This is a genomic window from Kitasatospora sp. NPDC028961, assembly GCF_055564815.1.
Genome location: NZ_JBVHVO010000004.1, coordinates 281,548 through 301,040, shown reverse-complemented (window position 1 = coordinate 301,040; position 19,493 = coordinate 281,548). Strand labels below are relative to the sequence as shown.

Here is a 19,493-nt window from a genome sequence, read left to right as displayed (position 1 = left end):
GGTCAGCGCAGGTCGCGGACGGCCGCGGCGATGCCGAGCGGCGTCGGGGTGGCGAAGAAGACGTCGAAGTCGAGCTCGACGCCGAGCAGGTCGCGGATCCGGGCGGTGATCTGGATGATCGTCAGGGAGTGCCCGCCGAGCTCGAACAGGTCGTCCTCGGGGCCCAGGTCGGGCAGTCCCAGCACCTCGGCCCAGATCCCGAGCACGGCGTCGAGCACCTCGTCGTGCTCCTGCTGCCCGGCTGCTCCGGTCGCCCCGGTCGAGCCCTGGCTCGCGGCGTCGGTCGGGCGTGGGGGGAGGGGCAGCGCACGGCGGTCCAGTTTGCCGTTCGGCGTCAGGGGCAGCCGGTCGAGCACCGCGAAGCGCTGCGGTACGGCGGCGGCCGGCAGCGTCCGCTGGAGGAGGGCCCGCAGCTCGGCGGCGTCCGGCACGGCTGCCCCGGGCGCCGGGACGAGGTAACCGGCGACGAACGGCTCCGCGTCGCCGGCCGCCTCGTCCCGCCGGACGGCGGCGGCCGCCTCGGCGACCGCGGGGTGGGCCAGCAGCGCCGACTCGATCTCGCCGAGCTCGATCCGGTGGCCGCGGATCTTGACCTGGTCGTCGAGCCTGCCGAGGAACTCCAGTTCGCCGTCGGCGGTCCAGGCCACGAGGTCGCCGGTGCGGTAGAGCCGCTCGCCGGGCGCGCCGAACGGGTCCTCGACGAAGCGTTCGGCGGTCAGCCCGGGCCGGTCCAGGTAGCCCTCGGCGACCCCGTCACCGCCGAGGTACAGCTCGCCCGGCACACCGATCGGGAGCGGCCGGCGCCGTCCGTCCAGCACGTACGCGCGGGTGTTGGCGATCGGTCGGCCGATCCGGACGGCCTCCGGTGCGGCCGGGACCTCGGCGCAGGTGGACCAGACGGTGGTCTCGGTCGGCCCGTAGACGTTGAGGAGCCGGTCGGTGCCCGCCCGTAGCTCGCGGGCCAGTGGCAGCGGCAGGGCCTCCCCGCCGACCAGGGCGGTCAGGCCGGGCGGCAGCGGTCCGGCGCCCAGCAGGACCCGCCAGCCCGAGGGGGTGGCCTGGGCGTGGGTGACGCCCTCGCGCTCCACCAGCGACCGCAGGCCCGGGCCGTCCACGGCGAGGCCGTCCGGCGCGAGCACCAGCCGCCCGCCGGTGACCAGCGGCAGCAGCAGTTCGAGCGCGGAGATGTCGAAGGAGAGCGAGGTGAGGCCGAGCCAGACGTCCCGGGGGCCCGAGCCGAGCCGGTCGGCGAAGGCGGAGAGCAGGTTGACCAGCGCGCGGTGGCCGATCTCGACGCCCTTGGGGCGGCCGGTCGAGCCGGAGGTGTAGAGCACGTAGGCGAGCCGGCCGGGCGCGGTCCGGGCGGCGGCCGGGTCGTCCGCCGGCGCGTCGTCCGCCGTGTCGCCCGCCGTGTGGGTGAGCCGTAGCAGCGTCGGGGCCGCGGCGGCCACCTCGGGGGCCGGCTCGCGGTCGGCCAGCAGCAGCGTGGCGCCGGAGTCCGCCAGGACGAGGGCGAGCCGTTCGGCCGGGTAGCCGGGGTCGAGCGGCAGGTAGGCGGCGCCGACGGTGTGCACGGCCAGCAGCGCGGCCGGCAGGTCGGCGGTGCGGCCGAGGTGCAGAGCGACCAGGTCGTCCCGGCCGACGCCCGCCGTGGTCAGCGCGTTGGCCAGCCGGTCGGTGCGCCGCAGCAGCTCCCGGTACGTCAGGCGCTCGGCGCCGGCCACCACCGCGAGGGCCTCGGGCGTGGCGCCGGCGCGCTCGCGGACCAGGTCGAGCACCGTCCGGTCGGCGGGGTAGGCGCGCTCGGTGGCGTTCCAGGTGCTCGTGACGAGCCGCTGCTCGGTCCCGTCGAGCAGCGGCAGGTCGGCCAGGGCCGCTCCCGGGTCGGCCGTGGCGGCGGCGAGCAGGGCGGCGAGGTGTCCGGCGATGCGCCGGGCGGCGGCGGGGGAGAGGACGGCCGGGTCGTACTGGAGGGAGAAGCCGACGGCCCCGGCGTCCTCGACCGCCTGGAGGTGCAGCGTGTTGCGGGAGGCGTGCGGGAACACCGTCCAGTCGACCCGGGTGGTGCTGCCCGGGAACACCGGGTCGGCGGTGGTGCGGCGGCGGTAGCCGAACGAGACGGGTGCCAGACCGGTCCGCGGCGTGAGCCCGGGCACGGCGGCGCCGAACGGGACGGCGCGGTGGGCCGAGACCAGGCGGACCTCGGCCCGGACGGCCCGGGCGTACTCCGCGAACGTCACCTCCTCCCCGGCGCCGGCCGGGGCGTGCACCGGCAGCTCGTTGACGAAGAGGCCGATGTCGTCGCGCCGTTCCGGGCGGCGGGTGGCGAAGGGGACCGCGACCGGGACGGCCTCGCCGCCGTAGCGCCGCAGCAGGCCGTGCAGGCCGGCGAGCAGGAACTCGAAGACGGTGACCCCGCAGTCGCGCGCGGCGTCGACCAGGGCGGTCCGGCCGGCGCCGTCGAGCCGCCAGGTGACGGCCTCGCCCCGGCCGGCGTCGGTGGTGGCCCGGGGGCCGTGGGGCAGCACCGGGTCGGTGGCCGCGGCCCACCGGGGGCCGTGGAAGGCGGCCGCCCGGCGGACGGCCTCGGGCTCGGGTTCGATCCCGAGGGCGTCGCGCCGGTCGTCGGGGGCGGCGGGGTCGAGGGACGCGGGGTCGGAGGTCGCGGGGTCGACGGCGGGGGAGGCGGTGGCGGGGGAGTCGGTGGCGGCCGGTCCGCCGGCTCGCGCGGCGGCGTAGGCGGTGGCGAGGTCGGCGGCCAGGACGTCCTTGGAGTGCCCGTCGAACACCGCGTGGTGGGCCACCACCAGCAGGTCGGCCGCCCCACCGGCCCGCCGGAGCAGGGTGAACCGGGCGAGCGGTCCGGCGGCGAGGTCGAACGGGAGGGCCAGTTCCTCGGCCAGTCGCTTGGCCAGGCCGTCGCCGCTGTCGGCCGTCGCGTCGACGACGGTGAGCGCGGGCGGCCGCCCCGCGGGGACCTCGCGGACCAGGCCGTCCTCCTCGACCAGCGCCGCCGCGAGCGCGGGGTGGCGGGTGACGGTGGCGGCGACGGCTCGTGCCAGGGCGTCGGCGTCGATCCGGTCGAAACGGAACCGCAGGGCGAGGTGGAAGGCCTCGGGGACGGCGGTCCGCCTGGTCGTCAGCCAGATCCCGTGCTGGGCGGGGGAGGCGGGGCGCCCGGCCCGGGCCGGAGCGTTCGCCGCTCTCGCGGGCTCCTCCTCCGGTGCGGCGGACGGGCCCGGTGCGACGGGGGAGGCTGGTGCGGCGGGCGAGCCTGGAGTGGTGGCGGAGCCGACGGGGGAGACGGACATGGCGGGCTCGATTCGGGAGTCGGAGGCGGGGCTGCGGTGACCCGTCCGACCGGGTTCCGCCGCGACGGTGCGGCCCGGTGGAGGGCGCGGCCGTCGGATGCGGTCCGGGCCGCCCCGCGGACCGGTCGACAGGCCGCTGGAGCAAGGCCGACCCGACTCCCAGGTTCCCCCCTGATGCGTCAAGCGGTCCGATCTTCTCCCCCGTGGAAAGATCATTGGCCTGGACCTGTCGTGAGATTTCCACAGACCACATGCCTCGTCAAGGGTTGTTCACGACCCGGGCGGGGCAGTCCGACGGTTCGTCAACTACCTTCCACCACAAGCCGTCACGGTGGCGGTCTCGAGGGCCGTCCCGACGGCGGGTTCGGACCGGGGCCGGGCCGGGGGCGACGGCGGCCCGGGGCGGCTGCGCGGGTGGCGGCGGGAGGGATGGCAGGTGCAGTCAAGTTGTCTGTACAGCTCGGGGTTCTCTGCCCGTCATCGAAACGCCATCGAACCGGTCCACTTCCGTTGATCTCGGACGCCTATACATAACGGGTCTGGGCCGAAACGGAGGCCCAGCATCCGTGACCAAGGAGCCGTCCCCCGATGATTCCGATGCCCGAACTGTCGCGCCGCACCCTGCTCGGCGGCGCGGCGGCGGCCGCCGTGCTGTCCGCCCTCCCGCTCAGCGTGCGTGAGGCGCTCGCCGCGCCGGCCCGCCCCGGCAAGCTGGCGGACATCCAGCACGTCGTGGTGTTCATGCAGGAGAACCGCGCGTTCGACCACTACTTCGGTACGCTCCCCGGCGTGCGCGGCTTCGGCGACCGGACGGCGGTGCGCGGGGTCAACGGGCGCTCGGTGTTCCACCAGCCCGACCCGGGGCGCAAGGAGGGCCACCTGCTGCCGTTCCCGATGAACGCGGCCCACACCAACGCCTACCAGCAGGGCGCCCCGGCGTTCGGCTTCGTCGACTCGATGAACGCCTGGAACGACGGCCGCGCCGACGGTTCGGTCACCCGCCGCTCCGGCGGCTGGCTCGGCCAGGGCTACTACGAGCCCGCCGACATGCCCTTCTACAACGCGCTCGCCTCGGTCTTCACGACCTGTGACGCCTACTACGCGTCGGTGCAGTGCAACACCAACACCAACCGCGAGCACCTGATGACCGGGACCAGCGGCGGCACCGTGCGGGACACCCCGGTGACCGACAACACCGAGATCCCCGGCGGCTACGAGTGGACCACCTACGCCGAGCGGCTGCAGAAGGCCGGGATCAGCTGGAAGACCTACCAGGCGCTGGACAACTTCGACGACAACGCGCTCGCCTGGTTCACCCCCTTCGTCAAGGCCAAGCCGGGCGAGCCGCTCTACGAGCGCGGCCTGCGCGCGGTCGGTGACCCGGCGAAGAAGGACGACCCCTTCGCGATGGGCGACGCCCTCGTCGAGGCGTTCACCGCCGACGTCCAGGCCGACCGGCTGCCGCAGGTCTCCTGGCTGGTCGCGCCCGCCGCGCTCTCCGAGCACGCCAACTACGCCCCGCCGAACGGCGAGCACCTGACGGCCCGGCTGCTCGCCGCGCTCGCCGCGAAGCCGGAGGTGTGGGAGAAGACCGTCTTCATCCTCAACTACGACGAGCACGGCGGCTTCTTCGACCACCAGCTGCCGCCCGTCCCGCCGCTGGCCGCCGGGCGCGGCAAGTCGACCGTCCCCGTCGACGGCGAGGTCGTGGTCCGGGTCTCCAAGGGCGGCTCGACCTACCACCGGGTGGTCGGCCAGGACGGCAAGTACCGGGTGAAGGCCGCCGACGGCTCGCTCACCTGGTCCGACACCCTGCCCGCGGGCGAGACCCTGGTCTCCGGCCCGTACCCGATGGGCCTGGGCGTGCGCGTCCCGATGATCGTCGTCTCGCCGTGGACGCGCGGCGGCGTGGTCGACTCCACGGTCTACGACCACACCTCGGTGCTGCGCCTGCTGGAGCAGCGCTTCGGCATCGAGGAGCCCAACATCAGCCCGTGGCGCAGAGCCGTGACCGGCGACCTCACCAACGTCTTCGACTTCTCCGGGCGCAACCCGGTCTGGCCGCAGCTGCCCGACACCAGCGGCAACCGGCAGAAGGTCGTCGACACCGGCAAGCTGCCCGCGCCCACGGTGCCCGATCCGCAGACCTTCCCGCAGCAGCAGCGCGGCACCCGCACCGCTCGGATCAGCCCCTACGACCTGCTGGTCAAGCCGAAGCTCAAGGGCGACGAGCTGACCGTCGACTTCATCAACCAGGGCCGCCAGGCCGCCGTCTTCGCCGTCTACCCGGCGCCCGGCGCCGCGCCGCGCCACTACACCGTGGGCGCCAAGAGCCGCCTCTCCGACGTCTGGACGGTCGGCCCCGAGGGCTACGACCTGCGGGTGCACGGCCCGAACGGCGCGCTCTGGCACCTGCGCGGGGACGCCGCCTCGGCGTACGAGATCTCGCTCTCCGAAGAGCAGAACGGCAAGGTGCTGGAGGTCGACGTGATCAACCGCACCCGCACCGCCCAGACCTTCCTGGTCGGCGACCTCGCCTACGGCGACGGGCTGCGCGAGGTGCGGGTCGCGGCGGGCGACGACCGGACCGTCAACGTCAAGGTCGGCCCGGAGGGCTGGTACGACGTCGCGGTGGGCGTCCGCGGCGAGCTCGGCTTCCGCCGCCGGATCGCCGGGCGCTTCCCGTGGGACGGCGACCACCTGGTGACCGACCCGGCGATGGGCCTCGCCGACCCGCTGGCCCTGGACGTCACGCTCAAGGCCGCGTCCACCACGATCGACGAGGCGATCCTGCTGCCCGGCCGTCCGGCCCGGGTCGCCGCCCGGTTCACCGCGACCGCCGCGCTGACCGCGATCGAGGTCCAGCCGGTCGTGCCGGCCGGCTGGGCGGTCACCGCCGTCACCCCGCCGCCCGCCTCGCTCGCCGCCGGTGCCACCGCGACCGCCGAGTGGGACGTCACCCCGCCCGCCGTGCTGCCTGACGGCGCCACCCACCGGATCCTGGTCACCGCCCGCGCGGCGGCCGGCAGCCGCTTCGCGATCGCCGACGGCGAGATCGCGGCGCGCACCGCCCCCGTGATGGCCGGTCACCTGCTCGGCGAGGACTTCGAGTCGCTGGCCGGCTCCCTCCAGCCGCTGGCCGGCGTGCTCGGCTGGACGCCGCAGGCGCCGCAGGGCTGGTCGGTGGTGAACGCTCCGGCCATGCCGCAGGGCACCACCCGCCTCCAGGGCTGGACGTTCCACACCAAGCGCGCCTGGTCCACCCCGGCCGGGCAGGACCGCGGCAACTTCAGCCGCGGCCTGGGCATCCTCGCGGTCGCCGACCCGGACGACTGGGACGACACCGGTTCGCCGTCCCGCAAGGGGGTCTTCGACTCCACCCTGGTCTCGCCCGCCGTCCAGCTGCCGGCCGGCGCGAGCACCCTCCACCTCGCCTTCGACTCGCACTACCGGCAGGAGGCCCCGCAGAAGGCGGCCGTCACCGCCGTCTTCGACAACGGCTCCGAGACCCGGCTGGTCTACTACAGCATCGACCCGACCGGTAACGACAACGCCGGCAAGGACGTCCAGAACACCTTCGTCACCAAGCAGTTCGCCGTTCCGGCGGGTGCCCGCTCGGTGACCCTGAAGTTCCGGATGTACGACGCCGGCAACAACTGGTTCTGGGCCGTCGACCACGTCCGCCTCGACACCAAGCCGATCACGGGCTGACCCGGTAGATCCAGCTCGCGGCCCGCGTACCCCGAGGGGGTGCGCGGGCCGTTCGGTCGGGCCGGGGGCTTGTCGTCGGGCATGGGGTCGGGTCGCCGATTCGGTGCGGCGGGGTCGGTGCGGCGGGTCTGCTCGCCGGGTCGGGGCGGCGGATTTCGGCCGGGCGCGCGCGTCCGGCCGGGTGTTGTCGGACCTCTCTGGTGTCGTAGGAGGGCGAACGCCGCCGCCCGGTCACCACGACACCACGGAGGACACCATGACGACCACGTCGGCCCTCGGCCGGCACGGCCACCACTGAGGGCGGTGGGACTTCCGGCCCGGAGGCGCCGCGAACCGCCCAGCCTTCCTCCTGGACCCACGGGCCGTCCACGAACCTCGCTCACCGACCTCGCCCACCGACTCAGGGAGATCCGCGCCATGAACTCTCGTCTGCTCCGGCTGACCGGCGCCGCCACCGCCGTCTACGGCCTCGCCGTGACCCGCCGGCCCGCCCTGCTGGCCGTCCCCTCCGGACTGACCGCCGCCGACGGCTCGCTGCCGCGCTCCACCGCGGTCTGTCTGCGCCCGCTCGCCTTCCGGGACGCCGCCTGCGGCCTGGCGATGGCCTTCGCACCCGACGACTCCGCGCTGCGCGCGGCCACCCTGGTGCGCATCGCCTCCGACCTGGGCGATGCCGTCCTGCTGGCCACCGCGCTGCCGGAGCGCCGGCACCGGGTGATGGCGGTGGCCGTCTCCGTCGGCTGGGGTGCGCTCTCGGTGGCCGGGCTGCTCGGGGGGAGTCGGAAACACCCGTCGGGCCGCCATACCTCTTGATGGCCAAGTCTCTCAATCATCGAGAGATATGATGCGGAGGTCCGTCACCTGCCCCCGCCCGAAGGGCGCTCCGCGATGCGCACCGGTCCAGCCGCTCCCCGCCCCGCCTCCCGGCGTCGAACCAGACTGCTGGTTCCGCTCGTCCTGCTGGCCGTCTGGCTCGGCCTGGGCGGCGCCTTCGGTTCCTACGCCGGGAAGCTCTCCGAGGTGGCCACCAACGACCGGGCCGCCTTCCTGCCCCGCAGCGCCGAGTCCACCGAGGTGGCCCGGCTCGGGGAGGACTTCCGGGCGGCGGCCACGCTCCCGGTGATCGTGGTCTGGGAGAGTCGCACCGGAGCGGTCGGCGAGGCCCAGCGCGCCGCCGCCGGCCGGGCGCTGCAGGAGGCCTCGGCCGTCCCCGGTGCCACCGGCCGGGTGTCGCCCGCCGTGCCGTCCGAGGACGGCCGGGCGCTCCAGGGCGTCGTCCAGCTCCGCTCCGACCTCGGCCGGCAGACCGGGGACAGCGTCCGCGCCGTCCGCGAACTCGCCGACCAGGTCCCGGACACCACCGTCGGTCTGGCCGGCCCGGCAGCCGTCGCGGCCGACCTCGGCGGTGCCTTCGCCGGCATCGACGGCCTGCTGCTCGGCGTGGCCCTCGGCGTGGTGCTCCTGATCCTGCTCGCCGTCTACCGCAGCCTGCTGCTGCCGCTGCTGGTGATCCTCGGCGCGGTGTTCGCCCTCGGGGTCTCCTGCGCGCTGGTCTACCTGCTCGCCGACCACGGCCTGGTCCGGGTGGACGGTCAGGTGCAGGGTCTGCTGTCGATCCTGGTGATCGGCGCGGCCACCGACTACGGACTGCTGCTCTCCGCCCGCTTCCGCGAGGAACTGCACCTCCACGGTGACCGGTTCGCGGCGATGCGCACCGCTTGGCGGCAGTCCGTCGAGCCGATCGCGGCCTCCGGGACGACGGTCGCCCTCGGCCTGCTCGTCCTGCTGCTCTCCGACCTCACCAACAACCGGGCGCTCGGCCCGGTCGGCGCGATCGGCATCGGCTGCGCGGTGCTCTCCGCGCTGACCTTCCTGCCGGCCGCGCTCGTCCTGCTCGGCCGTGCCGCCTACTGGCCGGCCCGGCCGGCCGCCGACGGGCGCGCCCCGGTGAACGCCGTCTGGCAGCGGGTGGCCGCCCTGGTCGGGAGCCGGCCGCGGGTCACCTGGGCCGCCGGCCTGGCCGTGCTCGCCGCGCTGGCCGCCTTCGCGCCGACCCTGGACTCGGGCGGCGTCCCGCAGAGCGAACTCTTCATCAAGGCCCAGCCCTCGGCGGCCGGGCAGGCGCTGCTCTCGAAGCACTTCCCCGGCGGCGCCGGAAATCCGGCCGTGGTGATCGCCGCCGCCGGGCGGGCCGAGGCGGTCGCCGCCGCGGCAGCCGTCCCCGGGGTGGCCGGCGTCCGTCCGTACACCGGCGGTGCGCCCGGCGGTGCCCCGGCGGAGGTGGACGGGCGGGTCCGGCTGGACGTCACGCTCGCCGACCCGGCCGACAGCGACGCGGCCATCGCCACCGTCCGGAGCCTGCGGCAGGCCGTGCACGCGGTGCCGGGCGGGGACGCGCTGGTCGGCGGCTACACCGCGCAGCAGTACGACACCCGGATCACGGCGGAGCGCGACCGGGCGCTGATCATGCCGGTCGTGCTGCTCTGCATCCTCGCCGTGCTCGTGGTCCTGCTGCGCTCGCTGCTCGCTCCGCTGCTGCTCGCCGGTACCGTCGCGCTCTCCTACCTGGCCACGCTCGGCGTCAGCGCGGTGGTCTTCGACCACGTCTTCGGCTTCTCCGCCATCGACCCCTCCGTGCCGCTGTACGGGTACGTGTTCCTGGTCGCGCTGGGGGTGGACTACAACATCTTCCTGATGACCAGGGTCCGTGAGGAGACGATGCGGGTCGGGACCCGGGAGGGGGTGCTGCGCGGGCTGACGGCCACCGGCGGAGTGATCACCTCGGCCGGGGTGGTGCTGGCCGCGACCTTCGCCGCGCTCGGTGTGATCCCGCTGGCCTTCATGGCCCAGATCGCGTTCATCGTCGCCTTCGGCGTGCTGCTGGACACCCTGCTGGTGCGCTCGCTGCTGGTGCCCGCACTGGTCCGGGACCTGGGCGAGCGGGTCTGGTGGCCGGCCCGGCCGGGTCGCACGGCGGTCGGTACGGCGGCTCCCGAGCCGGTCGGCGAGCCCGTGTGAGGGTGGCCGGCCGGTTAGGCTGAACGGGTAACAGCGGGTGGAACACCGTAGGCGACCGGAGCGGATGACCTTGTCGGAGCAGGACCCGAGCACGCCCCCGCCCGCCCCGGCACCGTCCGACAGCCCGGCGCCTGCGGACCCGTCCGCGACTGTACCCTCCGACACCCCGGCTCTCGGGCGGCTCCTCCAGGCACTCGCCTCCGAGATGAACCTGCTCGGGCACGGCTTCGCCGCCGCCAGCGGTCTGCACGCCACCGACGTCCAGGCGCTGCTCGCCGTGATGCGGGCCGAGCCCGGCCGGGGCGGGATCACCCCCGGCCGGCTCGGCGAGGAGCTGGCCCTCACCTCGGGGGCGGTCACCGCCGTACTGGACCGGCTGGAGCGGGCCGGACACATCCGCCGGACCAGGGACGCCGCCGACCGCCGGCAGGTCCTGGTGCACTACCTGCCCGGTGCCGGGCGGATGGCCGCCGAGTGGTTCGCGCCGGTGGCCCGGCGCACCGAGGCGGTGCGCGGCGAGTTCACCCCGGCGGAGCTGGCGGCGGTGGCCCGTTTCCTCGGCCGGATGACCACCGAGCTGGAGGACCTGCGCCACTCGCGCCGACCCGCGTAACCGCGCTGACCCGCGCCACCGCTGACGTGGGCCGACGGCCGGACGCCCGTCAGCCCGTCAGCCCGTTCCGCCGGGCGATCAGGGCCGCCAGGCCGTCCAGGATGCGCTCCAGGCCGAACTCCAGCGCCCGGTCACGCCCGTCCCGCACGGCCATCGCCGCCGCGAGCGCCGGGAAGCGGTCGGCGTGCTCCTGGACCAGCCCGCCGACGACGGCCAGCAGCCGGGCCTCCGGCTCCCCGCCCGGTCCGGCCGCACGCGCCTGTGCGGTGATGCTGCGGACGTGGCCGGCCAGCAGGACGGCGGTGTCCATCCGCTCCGGCCCGGTCAGTCCGGTGCCGTCGAGAGCGGCCACCACCCGCTCCAGCCAGCCGAGTTCCTTCGGGCCGAGCAGCCGGGGGCCGACGGTCGCGTCGATCAGCCAGGGGTGCGCGCCGAAGGTGGTGGCCAACTGGCCCGCCCAGGAGTGGAGTTCGGCGCGCCAGGCGGGCGAGGCGCCCATCGGGTCCCGGTTCGCCGCCGGGGCCCCCGGTACGGCCCCGGCCGGTTCGTCGATCGCCGTCTCGACCATCAGGGCCACCAGTTCGGCCTTGCCCGGCACATAGCGGTAGAGCGCCATCTTGGTGTAGTCGAGCAGGCCGGCCACCCGCTGCATGGAGACGGCGCCCAGTCCCTCCGCGTCCGCGACCCCGATCCCGGCCCGGGCGATCCGGTCCAGGCTGAGCGCCGGTTTGGGCCCGCGGGTCGGCTTCGGGGGCGGCCCCCAGAGCAGCCGTGCCGTCGCCTCGGCCCCGTCGCCGGATGTGCTGCTCAAGCTCCCGCTCCCGTCCCGTTCCGGGTCGGCCCTTGCCGAACCGACCTAACTGTGTCTACCGTACACAGCAGCAATCAGTGTCCAGTGGACACAGTTTCTCGGTTCTCCCGGACGGAGTGGTTCACATGGGTACCGAAGTCCTCATTTCGGGTGCGAGCATCGCCGGCCCGGCACTGGCGTACTGGCTCGGGCAGTACGGCTTCGAGCCCACCGTCGTCGAGCTGGCTCCCGCCCTGCGTGGCGGCGGCCAGGCCGTCGACTTCCGCGGCGACGCGCACCTGACGGTGCTGCAACGGATGGGCCTGCTCGACGAGTTGCGCCGGATCGACACCGGTGGCAGCCCGATGGACTTCGTCGACCGGCACGGTCGGCGCCGGCTCCACCTGCCGGCGGACTTCGCCGGCGGCGAGGTCGAGGTGCCGCGCGGCGAACTGGCCCGGCTGCTCCACCGGCACAGCCTGCCGTCCACCGAGTACGTCTTCGGCGACACGGTGACCGCGCTGGAGGAGACGCCCGACGGCGTCCGGGTGGAGTTCCGCCACGGGTCGCCGCGCGAGTTCGGCCTGGTGGTCGGCGCGGACGGTCTGCACTCCACCGTCCGCCGGCTGGCCTTCGGCCCCGAGCAGCTCTTCGTCCGCCACCTCGGCTACTACGCCGCCACCTGGCAACTGCCCAACTACCTCGGTCTGCCGCCCGGTTCGGTCGGCCTCAACGTGCCCGGGCGGCTCGCCGCGGTCGGCGCGGACCACCGGGACCGGACCCGGGCCGGCGCCTTCTTCCTGTTCGCCTCACCCGAGCTGCCCTACGACCGGCACGACCAGGAGCAGCAGAAGGCGCTGCTCGCGGACGCCTTCGCGGGTCTCGGCTGGGAGGTGCCACGACTGCTGGAGAGTCTGCGCGAGGCCCCGGAGCTGTACTTCGACTCGATCAGCCGGGCGGACGTCCCCGCCTGGTCCGCCGGCCGGATCGCCCTGGTCGGGGACGCCGCCTGCGGCGCGACCATCGGCGGCATGGGCACCGGTACCGCGATGGTCGCCGCGTACGTCCTGGCCGGCGAACTCGCCCGCGCCCGGGGCGACCACCGCACCGCCTTCACCCGGTACGAGGACGCCGTGCGCGGCTACGCCGAGGGCTGCCAGCGGGGCGGCGACCGGACCGGGCCCTTCCTGGCGCCGGGCACGGCGGCCGGACTCCGGCTGCGCGACGGACTGTTGGGCCGGCGCTGGGTCCTGAACCGGATGCTGGAGCTGGGCCGGAAGGTCAGCAGCACGATCGCCCTGCCCGACTACCAGGCCGAGTTCGCCACCCGCTGATCCTCGGCGGCCCCCTCGTGCGGGGCGGCCGGGGCGCCGGACGGGTCGCCGGGCACCGGTCCCTTCGACCGTGCGGCGTGTCCCATCCGGTAGCCGATCCCGCGGACGGTGATGATCCACCGGCTGGAGCCGAGCTTCGCGCGCAGGGTGCTCACATGGGTGTCGATGGTGCGGCTGGCCTGCCCCCAGTCACTGCCCCACACCTTCGCCATCAACTCCTTGCGCGACACCACGGTCTCGGAGTTGGCGGCGAGGATGTAGAGCAGCTCGAACTCCTTGGACGTCACCTCGATCAGCCGGTCGCGCAGGCGCACTTCGCGGGTCCGCGGATCGATGTGCAGCGGGAGCAGCGAGATGGCCTCGGGCGCCGCCGGCCCGGAGCGGCGGGAGGACCGGCGGAGCACCGCGTCGATGCGGGCCCCCATCTCCCGGAAGCCCCAGGTCTGGGCGACGCAGTCGTCGGCTCCCGCCTTCAGGGCGAGCACCCGCTCCAACTCGTCGTCGCGACGGGTGAAGGCGATCAGTGGGACGTCGCTCTCGGTCCGCAGGCTCCGGCACACCTCGATGCCGTCGACGTCCGGCAGTTCCAGCGAGAGCAGCACCAGATCGGCCTCGCGGTACGTGCGGAGGGCCTGTGCGCCGGTGCCCACGCTGCGGGCGACGAAGCCCTGCCGGCGCAGGTCGCGCACCATCGATTCGGCGGAGCTGATCTCCCGTTCCACCACGAGTACGGTCCTCATCTTCCCTGCTCCTCCTCCGGACGCCACGCCCCTCCGTGCCCACCCTCGTCCGCTCCCCGGGTCGCGGCCCGGGGCGTCGTTCGCACAACAAAAGTACCGCTTGGCACGACAACCAGGCGGAACCCGGCCGACCGGCCGGATATCCGCTCCGACCTGCGGAGACACGCTGTGGAAATGCTCCCGGCACAGATCCGGCGGGGCTGCCCGCCCGGCCGGCGGCCGGCGGCCGCAGGCGTACCCGAAGCCGTTCGGCCGCTGGTCAGCGGGCTGTGGACGGGCGGGCGGCGGCTCCGGCCCGGGCGGGCACGGACGGCAGCCCCGGCGCTCGTGTCAACAGCTCATGAAATCTGCCGCGACACCCGGAACTTGGGCCGCGCGGCGCGGCACGGCGGGGGAGCGGGAGGCAGGCGGGTACGGCGGGTGCGCGGAGAGGCGAGCGAAGAGGCCGGGGGAACGCCGGAAGCCACCGAAGGCCCGGGGGTCAGGTTGCCTTCGGTGGCCGTTCCGGGGAGGGCGGGATCACTGGACCCCGCCCGGTCGCGCTCCAGGAGCTCCAGGAGGCCTGCGAGCCTGGGAGCCTAGGAGCCCTGGGGCGTGGGCCGCTTGGCGGGGAAGCCGTGGCTGCGGGCCACCAGGACCACCACGAGCACCGGCAGCAGGAGCAGCAGCACCGTCCAGGGGAAGGAGTCACTGCCGCTCACGTCGAGCAGGACACCGCCGATGATGCCGCCGGCGGCCATCGCGACGTTCCACAGCGTTACGAGCATGGTCTGGGCCGCGTCGGCCTGGTCACCGCCCGCGTCGGCCACCGCCGTCTGCAGCAGGGTCGGAATGCCGCCCCAGCCCAGACCCCACAGGGCGGCCGCGATGTACACCAGGGCCGTGGTGTCGGCGAGCACCGCGAGCAGCAGCGCGGCCACCGCGACGAGCAGGGTGCTGGCGACGGTGAGCGCGCGCAGCTTGGCGTGGATCTGCGAGCCGACGATCCAGATGCTCGCGAGCGAGGCGCCGCCGAAGACCAGCAGCACCAGGTCGGTGCTGTCGCCCAGGCCGTGGTCGTCGAGGAAGGTGGCGATGTAGGCGTACAGCACGGTGTGCGCCAGGACGAAGACCAGCGTCACGAAGAGCACGGGGGTCACCCCTGGCACCTTCAGTGCGCGCAGCATCTTCGGCCGCTCGCCGGCCTGCTGGCCGGGGTAGTCGGGCACGGTGGCGGAGATCCACACCAGCAGCAGGACGGTGAGACCGGTCATCACGAAGAACGGCACGCGCCAGTCGGTCTGGGTGCCGAGGAAGGTGCCGGCCGGGACGCCGAGCGAGAGCGCGACCGGGATGCCGGCCATCGCGATGGCGATCGCCTTGCCCTGGAGTGCCACGGGGGCCATCCGCCGTGCGTAGCCGGCGAGCAGCGCCCAGGCCAGACCGGCGGCGACACCCGCGACGAACCGCGCGACCATCGTCAGCCCGTAGACCGACGACACCGCCGTGACGGTGTTGGCCACGGCGAAGCCCGCCATGGCCGTCAGGAGCAGCCGCTTGCGCCGCCAGCCGGCGGTGGCCGAGGCGAGCGGGATCGCGGTCAGGGCGGTGCCGATCGCGTAGATCGTGACGGTCTGGCCGGTCGCGGACTCGCTCACCGCGAGGTCCGAGCTCATCGAGGGGAGCAGGCCGGCGGGGAGGGTCTCGGTGAGGCTGGTGATGAAGACGGCGGTGGCGAGGGCGATCAGGGCGAGCAGCGGAAGCTTCTGTGGTTCCTCGCCCCCCGCCGCCGCGGGGGGCGAGGAGCGGGTCTCCGCGCCGGGAGCGTCGGTGATGTCGGGTGAGGTGCTCATGGGGCGTGCTCCGGATGTTCCAGGGGACGGGGCGGACGGGTGGTGCGAAGAGGAGGTCGCGGGGCGGGCCAGGCGTGGCCCAGCCCGCCGTCGACGGGGAGCCGGGCGCCGGTGGTGAAGGTCGCGTCGGTGGCCAGGAAGAGCGCGGCGCGGGCGACCTCCTCGGCGGAGCCGAGCCGGCCGAGCGGTGGCAGCGCCGGGCCGCCCGCGGGCGCCGCCTCGATGCAGCCCGGGGCCACCGCGTTGACCCGGATGCCGCGCGACACCAGTTCGGCGGCGAGCGCCCGCACGGCGTCGGAGGGCGGCGCCGGGGCGGTGAGCACCACCGCGCCGCCGTCCCGGAGGTACGGCAGCAGGGGGCGGACCCCCGCCACGGCATCGGCGAACAGGAGGTCGGTGTCGTCGAGGCCGGTACCGCCGTCCTCGACGCGCTCGACGACGGTGGCGGTGGAGCCCAGCTCGGCCCTGGCCCGGGCGCGTTCCGCGGCGGTGCGGGCGGCCAGCAGGACCAGCGCCCCGCCCTCCACCAGGCGTTTGGCGATGGCCAGGCCGATGTCGGTGTCCTGGCCGAGGACGACGGCCCGGCGGCCCGCGTACCTGGTCATGTCGGTCACTCCTTCCCGCCGCTCGGCGACTCGGTGGTTCCGACCCTGCCCGAGGGCCCTTCCGGGCCGCTGTGGATCCGCTGAGGGTGCGCTGACGGTTGGCTGACGGCCCGTCGAAGATCCCCCCGGGCCGGTCCGGCGCCACCGGGGCGCGGTACGGTGACCGACATGCGGTTTGGGGTACTGGGACCACTCGTGGTGTGGGGCGACGACGGCGAGGAGATCACCGTCCCCGAGGTCAAGGTCCGGGGGCTCCTCGCCGACCTGCTGGCGCACGGCGGCGGTCCGGTCTCCGCCGACCGCCTCATCCAGGACCTGTGGGGCGACGAACCGCCCGGGAAACCCGAGGGCGCGCTCCAGGGCAAGGTCTCCCAGCTGCGCCGGGTGCTCGGCCGGGAGCGGGTGCTGCGCCAGGGCGCGGGCTACCGCCTCCGGCTGGACCGTGGCGCCGGCGAGCTGGACGCCGACCGCTTCGGCGCCCTGGTGGCCGACGCAGGCGGCGTCCGCGACCCGCGCGCCCGGGCGGAGCTCCTGACCGAGGCCCTCGACCTGTGGCGGGGGCCGGCGTACGCGGACTTCGCCGACGAGGAGTTCGTCCGGTCGGCGGCGTGCCGCCTCGCCGAGCAGCGGCTCGCCGTCCTGGAGGACCAGGCGGAGGCGCGGCTCCTCGCCGGTGACCACGCGCTGCTCGCCGGCGAGCTCGCCGCCCTCGTCGCCGGGCACCCGCTGCGCGAGCGGCTGCGCGCCGTCCAGATGCGCGCCCTGTACCTCGCGGGCCGTCAGAGCGAGGCGCTCGCGAGCTACGAGGACCTCCGCACCCGACTCACCGAGGAGCTGGGCGTCGACCCGGCCCCCGCGCTGACCAGCCTCCACCGGGCCGTCCTGCGCCAGGACCCCGGCCTGGACCCCGGCCCGGGCACCGCGCGGGCCGGTTCGGCGCCGGCCGCCGCCTCGCTCGCCGCGCCCGTAGCCCCCGCCATCCCGACGCCCGCCCCGCCCGTGGCCCCCGCCCCCGCCCCGCCCGCCGGCGAACACGCCAACCTGCCGGTCCCGCTGACCCGCCTGATCGGACGGGACGCGGCCGTCGCCCAGGTGTCCCGGCTCCTGGACGACACCCGCCTGGTGACCCTGGCCGGCGCCGGCGGCGTCGGCAAGACCCGGCTGGCCGTCGCGGCCGCCGCCGCCGTGGCCGCGCGGGAGCCGGCCGGGAACCGCCCCGACGGGATCTGGCTGGTGGAGTTCGCGGGGGTCCGCGGCGGCACCGCCGCCGACCTGGCCCAGGTCGTCGCCACCACGCTCGGCGTCCGGGACGACGCCCCCGCGCCGCCGGGCACGGGCGGCGGGGCGGGGCCCGCCTCGCCCGTCCACCGGCTCGCCACGGCGCTGCGGGACCGCCGCACCCTGCTGGTCCTGGACAACTGCGAGCACGTCGTCGACGCGGCGGCGGAACTCGCCGAGCTGCTCCTGCGCACCGCACCGGACCTGCGGGTGCTGGCCACCAGCCAGGAGCCGCTGGGCCTGACGGGCGAGGCGGTGTTCCTGGTCGAGCCGCTGCCGACCGACGACGCCGTGCGGCTGTTCAGCGAGCGCGCCGCCGCCCACGACCCCGGCTTCCCCCGCGACCCGGACGGCGGCGACCTCGCCGACCGCGAGGCCGTCGCCGAGATCTGCCGCCGACTGGACGGCATCCCGCTCGCCCTGGAACTCGCTGCCACCCGCGTGCGCACCCTGGGGGTCCGGGAGCTGGCGACCCGGCTGGGCGACCGGTTCCGGCTCCTGAGCTCCCGCCGCCGCGGCGCCCCCGCCCGCCAGCAGACCCTGCGCGCGGTGATCGACTGGAGCTGGGAGCTGCTCAGCGCACCCGAACGGATCGTGCTGCGCCGCCTGGCGGTGCACAGCGACGGCTGCGACCTGGACGCCGCGGAGGCCACCTGCGCGGGCGACGGCGTGACCCGCTACGAGGTCCTCGACCTGGTGACACGGCTCGTCGACCGCTCCCTGGTGGTTGTCGTCGACCAGCCCACCGGGCGGCGCTACCGCCTCCTGGAGTCCGTCGCCGCGTACGCCACCGAACGCCTGCACGAGATGGCGGACCTCGCCGCCGTGCGCGGCCGCCACCTGCGCCACTACCTCGCGCTCGCCGAGCGCGCCGAGCCCCGGCTGCGCGGCGCGGACCAGCGGCCCTGGCTCGCCCGGCTGGACGCCGAGGCGGGCAATCTGCGCGCGGCCCTCGACGAGGCGCTGCGCCGGACCGCGGAAGGGGACGGCGACGAGGCGGTCCGGCTGGCCACCGCCCTGGCCTGGTGGTGGCTGCTGCGCGGCCGGCTCACCGAGGGCCGCCGCAGCCTGGCCGCCGCGCTCGCCGCCGCTCCCCGGCCCAGCTCCGAACTCGCGCTCCTGCACGGCGCGTTCGCACTCCTCACCGGCGACCGCGCGGAGGCGCACGCGCTCGCCTGCACGGTCGCGTCGGCCGGTGCGGTGCCCGACCCGGTGCGCCGCGCCCGGGCCCTGTGGCTCTGCGCGTACGGCCTGTTCAGCGCGGGCGAGGCCGCCGAGGGCGAGGAGCTGAACGCGCGCGCCCTCGCGGTCTTCGCCGAGGAGGGCGATCAGTGGGGCACGGCCGCCGCACTCGGTCTGCGGGCCACCCTCGCCCTGGTCCGCGGCGACCTCGCCGGTCTCGGCCGCGACGGTCTGCGCAGTGCCGCGCTCTTCCGCGAACTGGGCGACGGCTGGGGCGAGTTGCAGACGGTCTCACCACTCGCCGCGCTCGCCGAGATCAAGGGGGAGTACCCGGAGGCGGCCCGCCGCCAGCGTGAAGGCCTGCACATCGCGCGGGAGTTGGGGCTGGAGGCCGAGGTGTCGGCCCGGCTGTCCGGGCTGGGCCGGCTCGCCCTGCTGGCCCACGACTGGGAACGGGGCCGGGAGCTGCACGAACAGGCCCGCCGGATCGCCGCCGAACAGGGCTACAAGTACGGGGAGATCCACTCCGAGATGGGCCTGGCGCTCGGCGCCCGCCGTTCGGGGAACCTGGCCGCCGCCGAGGCCCATCTGGTGCACATCCGCGACGGCTACGCGGAGGTGTCCTCGGAGGCGGGCGACCACCTGCTCCTCGCGGAGCTCGGCTTCGTCGCCGAACTCCGGGGCGACGCCGACCTGGCGGCCGACCGGCACCTGAGCGGTTGGGCGGTCGCCCGCTCCCTCGACGAGCCGCGCGCGCTGGCCCTCTCCCTGGAGGGCCTGGCCGGCGCGGCCGCGGTCGCCGGCCGGGGAGCGGCCGGGCGGCGCGGCGCCGAGTGCGCGGCCCTGCTGCTCGGCGCCGCGGACGCGGCACGCCGGGGTGTGGGGGCCCCGTTGCCGCCCGCCGAGCGCGGCGACACGGACCGGATCGCGGCGGCCGCCGAGGAGGTCCTGGGGGCGGCCGCCTTCGCGGCGGCGTTCGCCCAGGGCGGCCGGCTCACCGCGGTGGAGGCGGTGCGCCGCGGCTGCGAGGCCCTCGGCCGACAGCCGGCGGGCGACCCCGCCGCGGCGCGCCCCTGAGC

At 75.5% G+C, this 19,493-nt stretch carries 11 protein-coding genes; 6 read left to right on the top strand and 5 right to left on the bottom strand.

What is annotated here, in order from left to right; translation table 11 throughout:
* Positions 1 to 2: 2 nt before the first annotated feature.
* The gene (locus tag ACZ4UX_RS11615) at positions 3 to 3,311 is read right to left on the bottom strand and encodes a non-ribosomal peptide synthetase (protein WP_465706488.1); all 3,309 of its coding nucleotides are present in this window, start codon (positions 3,309 to 3,311) and stop codon (positions 3 to 5) included.
* Positions 3,312 to 3,899: 588 nt separating this feature from the next.
* Here ACZ4UX_RS11615 and ACZ4UX_RS11610 point away from each other — a divergent pair.
* From ACZ4UX_RS11610 to ACZ4UX_RS11595, 4 genes are all read left to right on the top strand, one after another.
* Positions 3,900 to 7,022: a phosphocholine-specific phospholipase C gene (locus ACZ4UX_RS11610; protein WP_465706487.1), complete on the top strand. Its 3,123-nt coding sequence runs from the start codon at positions 3,900 to 3,902 to the stop codon at positions 7,020 to 7,022.
* Between the two features lie 417 nt (positions 7,023 to 7,439).
* A complete protein-coding gene (locus ACZ4UX_RS11605; RefSeq protein WP_465706486.1) occupies positions 7,440 to 7,835 on the top strand; it encodes a hypothetical protein in 396 nt (131 codons plus the stop codon).
* 75 nt (positions 7,836 to 7,910) lie between these two features.
* Entirely contained in the window at positions 7,911 to 10,040 is a 2,130-nt protein-coding gene (locus ACZ4UX_RS11600) for an MMPL family transporter (protein WP_465706485.1), read from the top strand.
* 64 nt (positions 10,041 to 10,104) lie between these two features.
* Positions 10,105 to 10,653 carry a MarR family winged helix-turn-helix transcriptional regulator gene (locus ACZ4UX_RS11595; RefSeq protein ID WP_380383882.1) on the top strand — a complete coding sequence of 183 codons (549 nt, stop codon included), beginning with the start codon at positions 10,105 to 10,107 and terminating at the stop codon, positions 10,651 to 10,653.
* A 49-nt stretch (positions 10,654 to 10,702) separates the two neighbouring features.
* Here the strand turns inward: ACZ4UX_RS11595 and ACZ4UX_RS11590 are convergent, their stop codons facing one another.
* Positions 10,703 to 11,464, bottom strand: a complete 762-nt coding sequence (locus ACZ4UX_RS11590) for a TetR/AcrR family transcriptional regulator (RefSeq protein WP_465706484.1) — start codon at positions 11,462 to 11,464, stop codon at positions 10,703 to 10,705.
* A 125-nt stretch (positions 11,465 to 11,589) separates the two neighbouring features.
* Here ACZ4UX_RS11590 and ACZ4UX_RS11585 point away from each other — a divergent pair, with 125 nt between their 5' ends.
* Positions 11,590 to 12,777, top strand: a complete 1,188-nt coding sequence (locus ACZ4UX_RS11585; RefSeq protein ID WP_465706483.1) for an FAD-dependent monooxygenase — start codon at positions 11,590 to 11,592, stop codon at positions 12,775 to 12,777.
* Here the strand turns inward: ACZ4UX_RS11585 and ACZ4UX_RS11580 are convergent.
* The 3 genes from ACZ4UX_RS11580 to ACZ4UX_RS11570 all read right to left on the bottom strand — a co-directional run bounded on the left by ACZ4UX_RS11580 (position 12,750) and on the right by ACZ4UX_RS11570 (position 15,954).
* On the bottom strand, positions 12,750 to 13,517 hold the full coding sequence (locus tag ACZ4UX_RS11580) for a response regulator transcription factor (RefSeq protein ID WP_465706482.1): 768 nt from the start codon (positions 13,515 to 13,517) through the stop codon (positions 12,750 to 12,752). The genes ACZ4UX_RS11585 and ACZ4UX_RS11580 overlap by 28 nt on opposite strands.
* A 578-nt stretch (positions 13,518 to 14,095) precedes the next feature.
* On the bottom strand, positions 14,096 to 15,349 hold the full coding sequence (locus tag ACZ4UX_RS11575) for an MFS transporter (RefSeq protein ID WP_465706481.1): 1,254 nt from the start codon (positions 15,347 to 15,349) through the stop codon (positions 14,096 to 14,098).
* Positions 15,346 to 15,954, bottom strand: coding sequence for an SDR family oxidoreductase (locus ACZ4UX_RS11570; protein ID WP_465706480.1), 609 nt, complete (start codon positions 15,952 to 15,954; stop codon positions 15,346 to 15,348). Before ACZ4UX_RS11570 ends, ACZ4UX_RS11575 begins: the two co-directional genes overlap by 4 nt.
* A 168-nt stretch (positions 15,955 to 16,122) precedes the next feature.
* Between ACZ4UX_RS11570 and ACZ4UX_RS11565 the strand changes: the two genes are divergently transcribed.
* Positions 16,123 to 19,491: an AfsR/SARP family transcriptional regulator gene (locus tag ACZ4UX_RS11565; protein WP_465706479.1), complete on the top strand. Its 3,369-nt coding sequence runs from the start codon at positions 16,123 to 16,125 to the stop codon at positions 19,489 to 19,491.
* Positions 19,492 to 19,493: the final 2 nt, after the last annotated feature.